The organism is Achromobacter spanius (genome assembly GCF_002966795.1).
In the GTDB taxonomy this organism is placed as follows: Bacteria; Pseudomonadota; Gammaproteobacteria; order Burkholderiales; family Burkholderiaceae_B; genus Achromobacter; species Achromobacter spanius_D.
Genome location: NZ_CP023270.1, coordinates 3438638 through 3453519, shown reverse-complemented (window position 1 = coordinate 3453519; position 14882 = coordinate 3438638). Strand labels below are relative to the sequence as shown.

Sequence of the window (14882 nt, the reverse complement as noted above, 5' to 3'; positions counted from 1 at the left end):
GTGCCACCGGCGAATGGTCCGTCAGACAGCCCAGACCTAAAGTTGCTTCAACAGCATTGATCGCAGTACGCGCCGGCCAGGCCGGCGTTCTTGGAGAAACACAATGAGTCATTTTCTGGACCGGTTGAAGTTCATGTCGCGGGTGAAGTCCACCTTCGCGAACGGTCACGGCGAAACCGTCAACGAGGACCGCAAGTGGGAGAACGCCTACCGCGCCCGCTGGCAGCACGACAAGGTGGTGCGTTCCACCCACGGCGTGAACTGCACCGGCTCCTGCTCCTGGAAGGTCTATGTCAAGAACGGCCTGATCACCTGGGAAACCCAGCAGACCGACTACCCCCGCACCCGTCCCGATCTGCCCAATCATGAGCCGCGTGGCTGTCCCCGCGGCGCCTCGTACAGCTGGTATGTGTACTCGGCGCAGCGCGTGAAGTACCCCATGATCCGCGGCCGCCTCATCGAAATGTGGCGCGAAGCCCGCAAGACCATGGACCCCATCGCGGCCTGGGAATGGATCAGCCAGGATCCCAAGCGCGCCAAGCGCTACAAGTCGGTGCGCGGCCTGGGCGGCTTCGTCCGCGCCGACTGGGACACCGCCACCGAAATCATTGCCGCCGCCAACGCGCTCACCATCAAGAAGTACGGTCCGGACCGCGTGATCGGGTTCTCGCCGATTCCCGCCATGTCGATGGTCAGCTACGCCGCCGGCGCCCGCTACCTGAGCCTCCTGGGCGGCGCCTGCCTCAGCTTCTACGACTGGTACTGCGATCTTCCCCCCGCCAGCCCCCAGATCTGGGGCGAACAAACCGACGTGCCCGAATCGGCCGACTGGTACAACTCCACCTACCTGATGGTCTGGGGCTCGAACGTCCCACAAACCCGCACCCCGGACGCGCACTTCTACACCGAAGTCCGCTACAAGGGCACCAAGACCGTGGCCGTGTCCAGCGACTTCGGCGAAATGGTCAAGTTCGGCGACATCTGGCTGGCCCCCAAGCAGGGCACCGACGCCGCGCTCGCCATGGCCATGGGCCACGTCATCCTCAAGGAATTCCACCTCTCGGGCAAGTCGGCCTACTTCACGGACTACGTGCGCCGCTACACCGACATGCCGATGCTGGTGCAGCTCAAGGAACGCGACGGCTTCTACGCGCCTGACCACTTCCTGCGCGCCTCGCAGCTCGACAACGGGCTCGGCGAACAGAACAACCCCGACTGGAAAACGCTGGTGCTGGACGAGTCCACCGGCGATCTGGTCGCGCCCAACGGCAGCATCGGTTTCCGCTGGGGCGAGGGCGCTGTCAACGACGGTGAAAAGGTCGGCCGCTGGAACCTCGAATCCAAGGACGGCGGCTCGGGCCGCGAAATCGTCCCGACGCTGACCCTGCTGGGCCAGTCGGACGAGGTGGTCGGCGTGGGCTTCCCGTACTTCGGCAGCGAACACGACGAACTCCTGGTGCGCAACGTGCCCGCCCGCCGCATCCGCCTGGCGGACGGCACCGAGGCGCTGGTCGCCACCGTCTATGACCTGCAGATGGCCAACTACGGCCTTGACCGCGGCCTGGGCGGCGGCAACGTCGCGTCCTCGTACGACGACGACGTTCCCTACACGCCCGCCTGGCAGGAAAAGCACACCAGCGTGCCGCGCGCGCAGGTCATCCAGGTGGCGCGCGAGTTCGCCCAGAACGCGCACGACACCGAAGGCAAATCCATGGTCATCGTCGGCGCCGGCCTGAACCACTGGTACCACATGGACATGATCTACCGCGGCATCATCAACATGCTGATGATGTGCGGTTGCGTCGGCAAGAGCGGCGGCGGCTGGGCGCATTATGTGGGCCAGGAAAAGCTGCGCCCGCAGTTCGGTTGGGCGCCCCTGGCCTTCGCCTCGGACTGGGTCCGCCCGCCGCGCCAGATGAACGGCACCTCGTTCTTCTATGCCCACACCAGCCAATGGCGCCATGAAAAGCTGAACGTGCAGGAAGTGCTCGGCCCCACCGCCGACCGCGCCAAGTACGGCGAACTCAGCATGATCGACCTGAACGCCCGCGCCGAGCGCATGGGCTGGCTGCCGTCGGCCCCGCAGCTGCGCACCAATCCGCTGGACGTGGTTGCGCAGGCCGACAGCCTGGGCAAGGACCCCGTCGCCCACGCGGTTGAAATGATGAAGTCCGGCGAACTGCGCATGTCCTGCGAAAACCCGGACGATCCCGCCAACTTCCCGCGCAACATGTTCGTGTGGCGCTCCAACATCCTGGGCTCCAGCGGCAAGGGCCACGAGTACTTCCTGAAGTACCTGCTGGGCACGCAGAACGCCGTGTTCGGCGACGAAGGCGATGCCATCAAGCCGACCGAAGTCACCTACGAGGAAGACGCGGCCGAAGGCAAGCTGGACCTGCTTACGGTGCTGGACTTCCGCATGAGCACCACGTGCCTGTACGGCGACATCGTGCTGCCCACGGCCACCTGGTACGAAAAGGACGACCTCAACACGTCCGACATGCACCCCTTCATCCACCCGCTCAGCGAAGCCGTGCAGCCGCTCTGGGAAAGCAAGACCGACTGGGAAATCTACAAGCTGCTGGCCAAGAAGTTCACCGACATCGGTGGCCCGTACCTCGGCAAGCGCCGCGATCTGGTGCTGACTCCGCTGATGCACGACACCCCGGGAGAACTGGGCCAGGCCTTCGAACCGAAGGACTGGAAGCTGGGCGAGTGCGACCTGATCCCCGGCAAGACCGCGCCGTCCATGACGGTGGTCGAACGCGACTACAACGACATCTACCGCAAGTTCACGTCGGTGGGTCCGCTGCTGGACAAGCTGGGCAACGGCGGCAAGGGCATCAACTGGAACACCCAGCACGAGGTCCACGAGCTGGCCGGCATCAACGACAGCGTGACTGAAACCGGCGTCAGCCAGGGCCGTCCGCGCCTGGACACCGCGATCGACGCGGCCGAAATGATCCTGACCTTCGCCCCGGAAACCAACGGCCACGTATCGGTCAAGGCGTGGGAAGCCCTGGGCAAGATCACCGGCCGCGACCACACGCACCTGGCCGTCGGCCGCGAGCACGACAAGATCCGCTTCCGCGACATTCAGGCGCAGCCGCGCAAGATCATCTCGGCGCCCACCTGGTCCGGTCTGGAGAGCGAAGAAGTCAGCTACAACGCCGGCTATACCAACGTCCATGAACTGATCCCATGGCGCACCCTGACGGGCCGCCAGCAGTTCTACCAGGACCACCGCTGGATGCTGGACTTTGGCGAAGGCTCGTGCGTGTACAAGCCCGCCATCGACACCAAGACGGTTGCGCCCATGCTGGGCAAATACCCCAACGGTGAAAAGGAACTGGTCCTGAACTGGATCACGCCGCACCAGAAGTGGGGCATCCACAGCACGTACTCGGACAACCTGCGCATGCTGACCCTGAGCCGCGGCGGCCCCCACGTGTGGGTGTCCGAAGCCGAGGCCAAGCATGCCGGTCTGGTCGACAACGACTGGGTCGAAGTGTTCAACGTCAACGGCACGCTGACCGCCCGGGTGGTCGTGAGCCAGCGCGTTCCGGTCGGCATGTGCCTGATGTACCACGCACAGGAAAAGATCGTGAACGTGCCGGGCGCTGAAACCAGCGGCAAGCGCGGCGGCATCCACAACTCGGTCACGCGCACGGTGCTCAAGCCCACGCACATGATCGGCGGCTACGCCCAGCAGGCCTACGGTTTCAACTACTACGGCACCGTGGGCGCCAACCGCGACGAATTCGTGGTCGTGCGCAAGATGAAAAAGGTGGACTGGCTGGAAGGCCCGCTCGTCGAAGAACTGCAACAAGAAGAGAAGCAATCATGAGGATACGCGCCCAAATCGGCATGGTGCTGAACCTGGACAAGTGCATTGGCTGCCACACTTGCTCGGTCACCTGCAAGAACGTCTGGACCAGCCGCGACGGTGTCGAGTATGCCTGGTTCAACAACGTGGAAACCAAGCCCGGCATCGGCTATCCGAAAGAATGGGAAAACCAGGAAAAGTGGAAGGGCGGCTGGAACCGCACGGCCGCGGGCAAGCTGGAACCGCGTCAAGGCGGCAAGCTGCGCATCCTGGCCAACCTGTTCGCCAACCCGAACCTGCCCGCCATCGACGACTACTACGAGCCGTTCACCTTCGATTACGAGCACCTGAAGAACGCGCCGCTGTCGGAAACGCCGCCCACCGCGCGTCCGGTGTCGGTCCTGACGGGCAAGAAGATGGACAAGATCCATTGGGGCCCCAACTGGGAAGACGACCTGGGCGGCGAATTCAGCTCGCGCAGCCGTGACGCCCTGTTTGAAGGCGTGCAAAAGGAGATGTACTCGACCTTCGAGAACACCTTCATGATGTACCTGCCGCGCCTGTGCGAACACTGCCTGAACCCGGCCTGTGTCGCCAGCTGCCCGTCCGGCTCCATCTACAAGCGCGAAGACGACGGCATCGTTCTGGTCGACCAGGACAAGTGCCGCGGCTGGCGCATGTGCATCTCGGGCTGCCCGTACAAAAAGATCTACTACAACTGGAACAGCGGCAAGGCCGAGAAGTGCACGTTCTGCTACCCGCGCATCGAGGCCGGCCAGCCGACCGTGTGCTCGGAAACCTGCGTGGGCCGCATCCGCTACCTGGGCGTGCTGCTGTACGACGCCGACCAGATCGAGAACGCCGCGTCCACCGCGAACGAGCAGGATCTGTACCAGTCGCAACTGGACCTGTTCCTGGACCCGCACTCGCCCGAGGTGATCGCCGCCGCGCGCGAGCAGGGCATCCCGGAATCGTGGCTGGAATCCGCGCGCAACTCGCCCGTCTACAAGATGGCTGTTGAATGGAAGGTCGCCTTCCCGCTGCACCCGGAATACCGCACGCTGCCGATGGTCTGGTACATCCCGCCGCTGTCGCCCATCCAGACGGCCGCGGAATCGGGCAAGATGCCGCAGCGCACCGTGGGCAAGAGCGGCATGATCCCGGACGTGTCGACCCTGCGCATCCCCGTGCGTTATCTGGCGAACCTGCTGACCGCCGGCAAGGAAGCGCCGGTACTGCAGGCCCTGGAACGCATGCTGGCCATGCGCGCCTTCAAGCGGTCCGAGACCGTTCACGGCGAACGTGACACGGCCTTGCTGGATCAAGTGGGCCTGAGCGAGGAAACGGTGCAGGACATGTACCGAATCATGGCCATCGCCAACTACGAAGACCGCTTCGTCGTGCCCAGCAGCCACAAGGAAGTGGTCGAGGACAGCTTCAACGAAAAGGGAAGCTGCGGCTTCACCTTCGGCAACGGCTGCTCGGGCGGCGTGTCGGAAGGCACGCTGTTCGGCCGCAAGCCGCAAGGCAGCGAAATCTTCATCGAAATGCCCAAGTCGCGCAAGAAGGCCGTTTCGGCCTGAGGAAAGGAAATCATCATGAGCCTGTACCGACTGCTTTCCGCCATGCTGTGCTACCCCGAGCCGGAGCTGCTGGACTACCTGGGTGAACTGGAAGAGGCCCTGGCGGCCTATCCGGACGCCGAGGAGACCCTGCAGCCCCTGGTGAGCTACCTGGCCTCGAACGACCTGATTCCCCTGCAAGAGAACTACGTCGCCACCTTTGACCGCAACCGTTCGCATTCGCTGCACCTGTTCGAGCACGTGCACGGCGAAAGCCGCGACCGCGGTCAGGCCATGGTGGACCTGCTGCAAACCTACCGCGATCACGGCTTCGAGCCGATGGTCTCGGAATTGCCGGACCACGTGCCGCTGTTCCTGGAGTTCCTGGGGGTCATCGACCCCGACACGGCCCAGGACCTGCTGGACGAAGCCATCCACGTGCTGGCGGCCATCGGCGCGCGGCTGGCCAAGAGCGAAAGCTCCTACGCCTGCGTCTTCGCCGTGCTGCGCGCCCAGTCCCGCGTGATTCCGCGCGTGCAGACCGAGGCGCCGGTGCGCGACATGGACGAAGCGATGGAGGCCTTCGGGGCCGGCCCCGACGGCGTGGAACCGCTGCTGCGGCCGTTTGCGGGAGGCGGTGCACAGCCCGTGCACTTCCATCCCCGTTCCGCCGCGACTCATTAATGCCCAGGACGACGCATCATGAACTCCCTGAACCAGTTTCTTTTCGGCATCTATCCGTACATTGCGCTGACCATCTTCCTGCTCGGCAGCCTGGCGCGCTTTGAACGCGAGCAATACACCTGGAAGTCCGACAGCTCGCAACTGCTGCACCGCGGCCAGTTGCGGCTGGGCAACATCCTCTTTCACATCGGCATCATCGGCCTGTTCTTCGGGCACATGGCCGGCCTGCTGACGCCCGTCGTCGTGTGGGACACGCTGGGCGTCTCGCACTCGCTCAAGCAAATGGTCGCCATGGTGGCCGGCGGCGTGATGGGCGGGCTGTGCCTGATTGGCCTGCTGATCCTGATCCATCGCCGCCTGACCGATCCGCGCATCGCGCACGCCACTCGGCCGGGCGACAAGATCCTGCTGCTCTGGATTCTGGTGACCCTGCTGCTGGGCCTGTCCACGATCGTGCTGTCGGCCGGTCACATGGACGGCGAAATGATGGTGCACCTGATGACCTGGGCGCAGCACATCGTCACGTTCCAGGGCGACGCCGCCAGCTACATCGCCGGTGTTCCGCTGCTTTTCAAGGCGCACCTGTTCATGGGCCTCACGCTCTTCGTGATCTTCCCGTTCACCCGCCTGGTGCACGTGTGGAGCGGCTTCGCGTCGATCGGCTACCTGGGCCGCGCCTGGCAACTCGTCCGTCCGCGCTGATCCACTGTCTTAGGAGCCGAACATGCCTGTCATCGTCAATGGCGTCGAACTGAACGACGCGGATCTGGAACGTGAACTTACCTTACACGCCGAGGCTGGCAATCCCATGCGCGAGGCCGTCACGGCCCTGGTGCTGCGGCGCGTCCTGCTGGACGAGGCCGGCCGGCAGGGCCTGGATGTGTCCGACGAGGAAAGCGCCATCGGCGCGTTGCTCGCCAGCCAGGCCCCGGCGCCTGAAGCCGACGACGCGGCGTGCCGGCGCTTCTACCAGATGCATCCCGAACGCTTCATGGTGGGTGAACTGGTCGAGGCCGACCACATCCTGTTCCAGGTCACGCCCGACGTGAACCTGGACATGCTGAAGGCGCATGCCAACGTGGTGCTGACCGAGCTGCTGGCCGACCCCTCGCGGTTTGCCGAGGTCGCCCGCGAGCAGTCCAATTGCCCCTCTGCCGCCGTGGGCGGCAACCTCGGTCAGCTTGGGCGCGGCGACACCGTGCCGGAGTTTGAACGCGCGGTGTTCGCGCTGCCCTCGGGCGGGCTGCTGCCGCAATTGCTGCAGACGCGGCATGGCCTGCACATCGTGCGCGTCACGCGCCGCGTCGAAGGCCGCCTGCTGCCGTACGAGCACGTGGAAAAGCAGATTGCCACGGCGCTCACCACCATGAGCCGCGACACCGCCTGGCGGCAATACACCAAGCTGCTGGTGGGGCGGGCCAAGATCTCCGGCATCGACCTGGACGACGGGGAGCCCGAACGGGTCTTCGCCGGGAGCGCCGCATGATGGACGAGCCAGCCTCTGCCGTATTGGCGGACGGCTTCGGCCGCCGCATCGACTATCTGCGGGTCTCGGTGACCGACCGCTGCGACCTGCGGTGCAGCTACTGTCTGCCCAAGGACTTCAAAGGCTTCGAGACGCCGGCCAACTGGATGTCCCACGCCGAAATGGCGCGGCTGGTCGGGCTGTTCGTGGGGCTGGGTGTGGCCAAGGTCAGGCTTACCGGCGGCGAACCGCTGTTGCGCAAGGGTGTGGCCGGGCTGGCCGCCACCATCGCCGCCATGCCGGGACTGCGCGACCTGTCCGTTTCCACCAATGCCACCCAGCTCGTGCGCCATGCCCAGTCGCTCCGCGCGGCCGGCGTGAGCCGTCTGAACATCAGCCTGGACACGCTGGACGCCGCCGCGTTTTCGCAGATCACCGGGCGCGACTGTCTGGATTCGGTGCTGGCCGGGCTGGCGGCCGCGCGGCAAGCCGGCTTCTCGCCGATCAAATTGAATAGCGTGGTGCATGCCGCCACGCCCGAATCCGAAGTCCGCCGCCTGCTGTCCTATGCGGTGGAACAGGGCTTCGTGCTGCGGCTGATCGAACCCATGCCCATGGGCGAATGCGGCCGCGGGTTCGCACATACCGACCTGAACGCGATGGGCGCGCGCCTTGCGGCCGATGCCGGTCTGGTGCCGTCGCTGGCGGAATCGCGCAACGGCCCGGCGCGTTACTGGACTAGCGGGCAGGGCGCGCCCGTGCTGGGCGTCATCACGCCCATGTCGCGCCATTTCTGTGCCACCTGCAACCGCGTGCGGCTGGGCGTGGACGGCACCTTGTACCTGTGCCTGGGTCAGGAAGACCAGGTGCCGCTCGGACACCTGCTGCGCGCGGGCGCCAGCGACGCCGACCTCATCCAGGCCATCCGGACGGGCATCGCGGCCAAGCCGGAACGCCATGACTTCAATGCCCGGCCCGAACGCATCGTGCGCTTCATGGCGCAAACGGGAGGCTGATATGCAAGATATTGAACGACTCGTCGACGGCTTCCAGCGCTTTCAGCAGCAATACTACGAAGACGCGCCGTCGCTGTACCGCAACCTGCGCGACGGCCAGCATCCCAGCACGCTCCTGATCGGCTGCTGCGATTCGCGGGTGGACCCGGCCATGCTGCTGGGGTGCGACCCCGGCGACATCTTCACCGTACGCAACGTGGCGAATCTGGTGCCGCCTTGCAGCAAGGACCGCGGCCTGCAGGGCGTGCTGGCGGCTATCCAGTTTGCGGTCGAGCAATTGCAGGTCAGCCGCATCATCGTGCTGGGCCACGCGCAATGCGGCGGCATCCGCGCCCTGATGGAACGCGGCATTCGCCGCGATGGCGAAACCGACTATCTGGGGCGCTGGATGGACATCGCCGAACCGGCGCGCGAGCAGGTGCTGCGGCAGATGCCGGATGCCTCGAAAGAAGAGCGCCGGCGCGCATGCGAGCAGGCCTCCATCCTGATTTCGCTGCGCAATCTGGAAGACCTGCCGTTCGTGCGGCGCGCGGTCGACGCGGGCAGCCTGTCGATGCACGGCTGGTACTTCGACCTGGTGGCGGGCGCTTTGCTGGCATACTCCCCGCGGGCGGACACGTTTCTGCCCATCGTGTGCCCCTTGCTGACGGAACCCGCCCTCGTATGACTCCCGTATTCGGTATCGCCGGCCGCTCTGGCAGCGGCAAAACCACCCTGATCGAAGCGATGCTGCCGCTGCTTGGCGCGCGCGGCCTGCGCGTCAGCGTCATCAAACACAGCCATCACGACTTTGAAATGGAGCCGCCGGGCAAGGACAGCGCCCGCTTTCGCACCGCCGGCGCGCAGGAAGTCATGATTGCCTCGCCGTTCCGGTACGCCATCGTGCATGAACTGCGCGACGCGCCGGAACCCACCCTGGAGGCACAACTGGCGCGGCTGTCGCCCGCTGATCTCGTGCTGGTCGAAGGCTTCAAGCAGGCGGCGATTCCGCGCATCGAGGTCTACCGGCCGGCGCATGGCAAACCACCCCTGCACACCGAAGACCCCACCTTCCTGGCGGTCGTGACCGACGCGCCGCTTGACATCGCCTTGCCGTGCCTGCCGCTGAACGAACCTGCCCAGGTTGCGGACTTTCTGTGCCGCACCCTGGGTCTGGCTTGATTGCGGGCGTGACAAAGCGGGCACGCGCGCGTCGGGAAGGCGGCGGGAAGCGACTACACTGACATCCGAAATGCGCTTCCTGCCTCGACATTCATGAAGTCCACCGATACCGCCGCCCATTCCGACGCGCTGCCGTCGCCCCGGCACCGCCTGTCCACGCGCATCGTGGCCAGCTCTCTGCTGGCGCTGATCGTCGTGCTGTCCATGGTGAGCTGGACGTTGTGGCTGTCCTGGCAACTGGAAGGTGCGGGCGCCGCCATCAACGATACCGGCAGCCTGCGGATGCGGGCCAATCGCGTCGCCGTCGAGCTGATGCGGCCGCAAGCCGGCCGCGAAGTGCGAACCACGGAACAGGTCGCGATCCTGGACGAGACCATTGCGCGGCTGGCGCGGGGCAATCCCGCGCGGCCGCTTTTCATTCCCAACGACAACGCCATCCGCGCCCAGTGGCACGATGTTGCCGCCTATTGGCGCGACATCATGAAGCCCGCGGCCCTGCGCGCCATCGGGCAGCCGGACGCGTCAAGCTACCTGGAAACGCTGCCCGAGTTCGTGGCCCGCGCCGATACGCTGGTCCGCATGATCGAACAGGACAACGCCGGCAAAACCACGTCGCTGCGCCTGTCGCAGGGCGTGCTGGCGGCGATTGCCAGCGCGGGCACGCTGGCCATGATCTACCTCTTGTACCTGTGGATCATTTCGCCCGTGTTGCGTCTGCGTGACGGCCTGCAACGCATGGCCGACCGCGAGTTCAGTACCCGCTTGCCCGTCGAAAGCCAGGACGAGTTCGGTGTTCTGGCGCGCGGCTACAACCGCATGGCGGACGAGCTTCAAGACCTGTACACCAGCCTGGAACAGCGGGTGGAGCAGAAGACGGCGCAGCTTGCCGCGCAGAACCGCGACATCGGGGCACTGTACGACATGGCCGCGTTCCTGAACCAGCCCAACGAGATCGAAGCCATGTGCGACGGCTTCCTGCGTCGGGTCATGCTGCAGTTCGATGCGGACGCGGGCAGCATCCGCGCACTGGATCCCAACAACGAAAAGCTCAACCTCGTGGTGTCGGTGGGCTTGTCCGACGAACTGATTGAATCCGAACACTGCATGAAGGTCGACGACTGCTACTGCGGCGTCGCCACCCGTCAGGCCGGCGTCATCGTCATCCAGGACTTCCGCCAGTCGCCGCCGGAGCTTGACCTGAACTGCCAGCGCGACGGCTTTGCCAGCGTGGCGGTGTTCCGCATCGTGACGCGCGACGAAGTCCTGGGGTCGTATTCGCTGCATTTCCGCACGCAGCGCCGCCTGCTGGCATCGGAGTCGCAGCTCCTGGAAACGCTGGGGCAGCACCTGGGCGTGGCGCTGGACAACCGGCGCCTGAGCGCGCAGGCGCGCCAGCTGGCCGTCGTGCAAGAGCGCGGACTGGTGGCCCAGGGCCTGCACGACAGCCTGGCGCAAGGCCTGAACTTCCTGAACCTGCAACTGCAGATGCTGGATGCCGCCATCAAGCGCGGCGACGAAGAAGAGGTCAGCGAAATCCTGCCGCTCCTGCGCACCGGCGTGGACGAAAGCTACCAGGACGTGCGCGAGCTGCTGACCAACTTCCGCAGCAAGCTGTCGCAGGGTGACCTGCAGGCCGCCATTGAAGACACGGTTGCCCGATTCCGCCGCCAGACCGCCATTGAAACCGAACTGACCTTCAGTCAGGGTGAAGGCGCGCAGCTGCAACCCGAGCAGCAGTTGCAGGTGCTGTTCATTCTGCAGGAAGCGCTGTCCAATGTGCGCAAGCATTCCGAGGCCAGCCGCGTGCGCATCGCCGTGGAAAATGGCCGGGACTTCACCCTGCTGATCGCTGACGACGGGCAGGGGTACGACCCGGCCGACGTCGCCGAGCGAGGCGAATCCCATGTTGGCCTGCACATCATGCGCGAGCGCGCCGCCCGGATGCGCGCCGTGATAAAACTCGAATCGCAGCCCGGCGCCGGCACGCGCGTGGCGCTCACCTTGCCTGGCGCCGAGCGCCAGGCCGCCTGACATCCTTGCCCACCATGACCATCCGAATCCTGCTCATCGACGACCACACCCTGTTCCGCTCCGGTGTCCGCCTGCTGTTGCAGCGCCAGCCCGACTTCGAGGTCGTGGCCGAGGCGGGGGACGGCGTCGAAGGCCTGAAGCGCGCACAAGAACTCAAACCTGATGTCGTGCTGCTGGACCTGAACCTGCCCGGCCTATCGGGGCTGGAAACGCTGCAACTCCTGACGCAAGATCTACCCAACTGCGCGGTCATCATCCTGACCGTCTCAGAAGAGGCCGACGAGCTTGGCCAGGCGCTGCGCGACGGCGCCCGCGGCTATCTCGTCAAGAACATCGACGCGGACGCCCTGGTGTCCGCCATCCGCCGCGCCGCAAACGGCGAAGCCGTCATTGCGGACAGCATGACGGCCAAGCTGGTCGAACAATTTCGCGGACAGGCCAGCCAGACGCCGCCGCCGCCCGGCACGGCCGAGCGCCACCGCCTTACCGCGCGCGAAACGCAGATCGTGCAGTGGCTGGCGCGCGGGGCGAGCAACAAGGTCATTGCACGCGAACTGGACGTCAGCGAAAGCACCGTCAAGATCCATGTGCAGAACGTGCTGAAAAAGCTCAATCTGACCAGCCGCGTGCAGGTCGCGGTGTATGCCGTGGAACGCGGCTTGTACACCGAGGAATAGTCCTAAAAAAAGGCGCCGCGCGCGTCGCGCCGTTTGATTTTCGACAAGGCCCGGGGGACGGGCGGCCCATAGACTGGCCGTCATGCAAACTCGAACCTCTCCCATAGAGCTCGTGGCCCCGGCTGGCAGTCTGGCCGCCTTGAAAGCGGCGATTGAAGCGGGCGCCGACACCGTTTATCTCGGGCTCAAGAACGCCACCAACGCCCGCAACTTTGCCGGGCTCAATTTCACTGAAGCCGACATCCGCGCAGGCGTCGAACTGGCGCATCGCCACAACCGGCATGTGCTGTTCGCCATCAACACGTTTGTGCAGGCGGGCCGCATGGCGGAATGGCAGGCCGCCGTCGACGCCGCTCACGACCTGGGCGCCGACGCCGTGATCATGGCCGATCCGGGCCTCCTGGCTTACGCCAGCGACCGTTATCCGGACCTGCGCCTGCATCTGTCGGTGCAGGGGTCGGCCACCCACACCGACGCCATCGAACTCATGAAGGAACAGTTCGGCATCCGCCGCGTGGTGTTGCCGCGTGTGCTGACGTTGACGGAAATCGCGCGCATCTGCGCCAACGTCAGTGTCGAGGTCGAGGTCTTTGGTTTTGGCAGTCTGTGCGTCATGGCCGAAGGCCGCTGCCTGTTGTCGTCGTACGCCACGGGCGACTCTCCCAACAACAAGGGCGTCTGTTCCCCCGCGCACGCGGTGCGCTGGGTCGAAGAAGACGGCCGCATGGATGCGCGCCTGTCCGGCATTCTCATCGACCGCTACGAACCCGGCGAACCGGCCGCGTACCCCACGCTTTGCAAGGGCCGGTTCGAAGTGGACGGGCAAGCCGACCACGCACTCGAAGAACCCACCAGCCTGAACGCCATCGGCCTGTTGCCCAAGCTGGCCGAAATGGGCGTGTCGGCCATCAAGATCGAAGGGCGCCAACGTAGTCCGGCGTATGTCACGCAGGTGGTGTCCACGCTGCGTGCCGCGCTAGACAGCGTGCACGCGGACGCGTCGCGCTTTTCTCCGCGCCCCGAATGGAACGCCATGCTGGCGCGCCATGCCGAGGGTTCACAAGTCACACAAGGCGCTTTCGAACGTCCATGGAAATGACCCCCATCCCATTCCAGATTTCAGTCGGCCCCTTGCTGTACTACTGGCCGCGCCAGCGCACCATGGATTTCTATGCCGCTGTCGCGGAAAGCCCGGCGGACATCGTCTACATCGGCGAAACGGTCTGTAGCCGGCGGCACGAGCTGCGCGCCGACGATTGGCTTGAACTGGCGCGTGATCTGCGCGCGGTGGGCAAGACGGTGGTGCTGTCGGGCCGCACGTTGATCGAGACCGGCGCCGAGGCCAGCGCACTCAAGAAGCTGTGCGAACAGCAGGATTTCATGGTCGAGGCCGGCGAGCTGGGCGCGGTGCGCCACCTGAGCGGCCGCGGCTTTGTTGCCGGCCCGCACGTCAACGCCTATCACGGCGGCACGCTGACCTGGCTGGCAAACCGCGGCGCCGTTCGGTTTGTCGCACCGCTTGAAATGGACGGAACCACGCTGTCGCGCCTGTTGCGCGAACGCCCGGCAGGCATGCAGGCCGAAGTCATGGTGTGGGGCAGGATGGCGCTGGCGTTTTCGGCGCGCTGCTTCACGGCGCGGCATTTCCGCCTCAAAAAAGACGACTGCGGTTTTCGCTGCATCGAGCATCCGGACGGCCTGGACATGCGTACCCGCGAATCCCGCGAGTTCCTGGGCATCAATGGCATCCAGGTGCAATCGGCGGCGTGCCTGGACTTGTTGGCCGAAGCGCCTGAACTGGCGGGCATGGGTGTCGACGTCCTGCGCATCAGCCCGCAATCGGCAGGCACGCTTGAAGCAATCGCCGCGCTGGATGCCACGCGCCGCGGCGTCAAGCCCGACGCGGTCTCACCGCCCGCGGGAATCGGCCGCTGCAATGGTTACTACTACGGGCAGGCCGGCATCGGCCTGCAGGAGGCCGCCGCATGAGCGCAGTCCTGAATCTACCGCCCATGCTGGCCAAGCTGGGTAAGCGCGTGCCGGGACCCTTCGTGTCCCTGCATTTTGTCGCGGGACTTGAGCTGGCGCGCCGGCTCAAGTGGCTGGAGCCGCCCGCAGAGCTGAACGGACGCACGTTTGCCATCACCGTCGAAGACCTGGGGTTGCGCAGCCGCTTCGTGGTGCGCGACGGCGCATTCCGGCCGCTATGGAACAAGGGGCCGCAAGAAAGCGTTGCCGAACTGGAACTGGGTGCCAAGCTGGCCGACTTTTTGGCGCTCATGCGCGCGGAAACCGATGCCGATACCTTGTTCTTCCAGCGCCGCTTGCGCATCGCCGGCGACACGGAGCTGGGATTGATCGTCAAGAACTGGCTGGATGCGTCGCCACGGCCTGCATGGCTGCAGCGCATCAGTGCGATGAATGGCGGCATCGGAAGCGGGGCGGGCGGCTGAAATCCCG

Annotated in this window: 13 protein-coding genes; all 13 read left to right on the top strand. The window is 65.4% G+C overall.

The window, feature by feature from the left end:
* The first annotated feature begins 103 nt into the window (after window positions 1–103).
* The 13 genes from CLM73_RS15495 to ubiT all read left to right on the top strand — a co-directional run bounded on the left by CLM73_RS15495 (window position 104) and on the right by ubiT (window position 14875).
* Window positions 104–3847 (top strand): nitrate reductase subunit alpha, encoded by a 3744-nt coding sequence (locus CLM73_RS15495; protein ID WP_105239183.1) that lies wholly within the window; start codon window positions 104–106, stop codon window positions 3845–3847.
* Window positions 3844–5409 (top strand): nitrate reductase subunit beta, encoded by a 1566-nt coding sequence (gene narH, locus CLM73_RS15490; RefSeq protein WP_105239182.1) that lies wholly within the window; start codon window positions 3844–3846, stop codon window positions 5407–5409. Before CLM73_RS15495 ends, narH begins: the two co-directional genes overlap by 4 nt.
* 15 nt (window positions 5410–5424) lie before the next feature.
* Complete coding sequence (narJ, locus tag CLM73_RS15485) at window positions 5425–6072, top strand: nitrate reductase molybdenum cofactor assembly chaperone (protein ID WP_105239181.1); 648 nt, start codon at window positions 5425–5427, stop codon at window positions 6070–6072.
* Between the two features lie 18 nt (window positions 6073–6090).
* Window positions 6091–6774, top strand: a complete 684-nt coding sequence (gene narI / locus CLM73_RS15480; protein ID WP_056561744.1) for a respiratory nitrate reductase subunit gamma — start codon at window positions 6091–6093, stop codon at window positions 6772–6774.
* Window positions 6775–6796: 22 nt separating this feature from the next.
* Entirely contained in the window at window positions 6797–7558 is a 762-nt protein-coding gene (locus CLM73_RS15475; RefSeq protein ID WP_105239180.1) for a peptidylprolyl isomerase, read from the top strand.
* Complete coding sequence (moaA, locus tag CLM73_RS15470) at window positions 7555–8553, top strand: GTP 3',8-cyclase MoaA (protein ID WP_105239179.1); 999 nt, start codon at window positions 7555–7557, stop codon at window positions 8551–8553. The genes CLM73_RS15475 and moaA overlap by 4 nt, the downstream gene beginning before the upstream one ends.
* Window position 8554: 1 nt before the next feature.
* Complete coding sequence (locus tag CLM73_RS15465) at window positions 8555–9220, top strand: carbonic anhydrase (protein ID WP_105239178.1); 666 nt, start codon at window positions 8555–8557, stop codon at window positions 9218–9220.
* Window positions 9217–9714 (top strand): molybdopterin-guanine dinucleotide biosynthesis protein B, encoded by a 498-nt coding sequence (gene mobB / locus CLM73_RS15460; protein WP_105239177.1) that lies wholly within the window; start codon window positions 9217–9219, stop codon window positions 9712–9714. Before CLM73_RS15465 ends, mobB begins: the two co-directional genes overlap by 4 nt.
* 93 nt (window positions 9715–9807) lie before the next feature.
* A complete protein-coding gene (locus tag CLM73_RS15455; RefSeq protein ID WP_105239176.1) occupies window positions 9808–11745 on the top strand; it encodes a type IV pili methyl-accepting chemotaxis transducer N-terminal domain-containing protein in 1938 nt (645 codons plus the stop codon).
* Between the two features lie 14 nt (window positions 11746–11759).
* Window positions 11760–12422, top strand: coding sequence for a response regulator (locus CLM73_RS15450; protein WP_105239175.1), 663 nt, complete (start codon window positions 11760–11762; stop codon window positions 12420–12422).
* Between the two features lie 82 nt (window positions 12423–12504).
* Window positions 12505–13521 carry a ubiquinone anaerobic biosynthesis protein UbiU gene (gene ubiU / locus CLM73_RS15445; RefSeq protein WP_105239174.1) on the top strand — a complete coding sequence of 339 codons (1017 nt, stop codon included), beginning with the start codon at window positions 12505–12507 and terminating at the stop codon, window positions 13519–13521.
* On the top strand, window positions 13518–14411 hold the full coding sequence (locus tag CLM73_RS15440) for a U32 family peptidase (RefSeq protein WP_199778338.1): 894 nt from the start codon (window positions 13518–13520) through the stop codon (window positions 14409–14411). The genes ubiU and CLM73_RS15440 overlap by 4 nt, the downstream gene beginning before the upstream one ends.
* Window positions 14408–14875 carry a ubiquinone anaerobic biosynthesis accessory factor UbiT gene (ubiT, locus tag CLM73_RS15435; protein ID WP_105239173.1) on the top strand — a complete coding sequence of 156 codons (468 nt, stop codon included), beginning with the start codon at window positions 14408–14410 and terminating at the stop codon, window positions 14873–14875. The genes CLM73_RS15440 and ubiT overlap by 4 nt, the downstream gene beginning before the upstream one ends.
* Window positions 14876–14882: the final 7 nt, after the last annotated feature.

Excerpts from the sequence above, each read along its gene's own strand:
- CLM73_RS15465 (WP_105239178.1), top strand. The coding sequence starts at position 8,555 with ATGCAAGATATTGAACGACTCGTCGACGGCTTCCAGCGCTTTCAGCAG.
- narH (WP_105239182.1), top strand. The coding sequence starts at position 3,844 with ATGAGGATACGCGCCCAAATCGGCATGGTGCTGAACCTGGACAAGTGC.
- ubiT (WP_105239173.1), top strand. The coding sequence starts at position 14,408 with ATGAGCGCAGTCCTGAATCTACCGCCCATGCTGGCCAAGCTGGGTAAG.
- CLM73_RS15475 (WP_105239180.1), top strand. The coding sequence starts at position 6,797 with ATGCCTGTCATCGTCAATGGCGTCGAACTGAACGACGCGGATCTGGAA.
- CLM73_RS15455 (WP_105239176.1), top strand. The coding sequence starts at position 9,808 with ATGAAGTCCACCGATACCGCCGCCCATTCCGACGCGCTGCCGTCGCCC.
- narI (WP_056561744.1), top strand. The coding sequence starts at position 6,091 with ATGAACTCCCTGAACCAGTTTCTTTTCGGCATCTATCCGTACATTGCG.
- CLM73_RS15450 (WP_105239175.1), top strand. The coding sequence starts at position 11,760 with ATGACCATCCGAATCCTGCTCATCGACGACCACACCCTGTTCCGCTCC.
- moaA (WP_105239179.1), top strand. The coding sequence starts at position 7,555 with ATGATGGACGAGCCAGCCTCTGCCGTATTGGCGGACGGCTTCGGCCGC.
- CLM73_RS15495 (WP_105239183.1), top strand. The coding sequence starts at position 104 with ATGAGTCATTTTCTGGACCGGTTGAAGTTCATGTCGCGGGTGAAGTCC.
- CLM73_RS15440 (WP_199778338.1), top strand. The coding sequence starts at position 13,518 with ATGACCCCCATCCCATTCCAGATTTCAGTCGGCCCCTTGCTGTACTAC.
- ubiU (WP_105239174.1), top strand. The coding sequence starts at position 12,505 with ATGCAAACTCGAACCTCTCCCATAGAGCTCGTGGCCCCGGCTGGCAGT.
- narJ (WP_105239181.1), top strand. The coding sequence starts at position 5,425 with ATGAGCCTGTACCGACTGCTTTCCGCCATGCTGTGCTACCCCGAGCCG.
- mobB (WP_105239177.1), top strand. The coding sequence starts at position 9,217 with ATGACTCCCGTATTCGGTATCGCCGGCCGCTCTGGCAGCGGCAAAACC.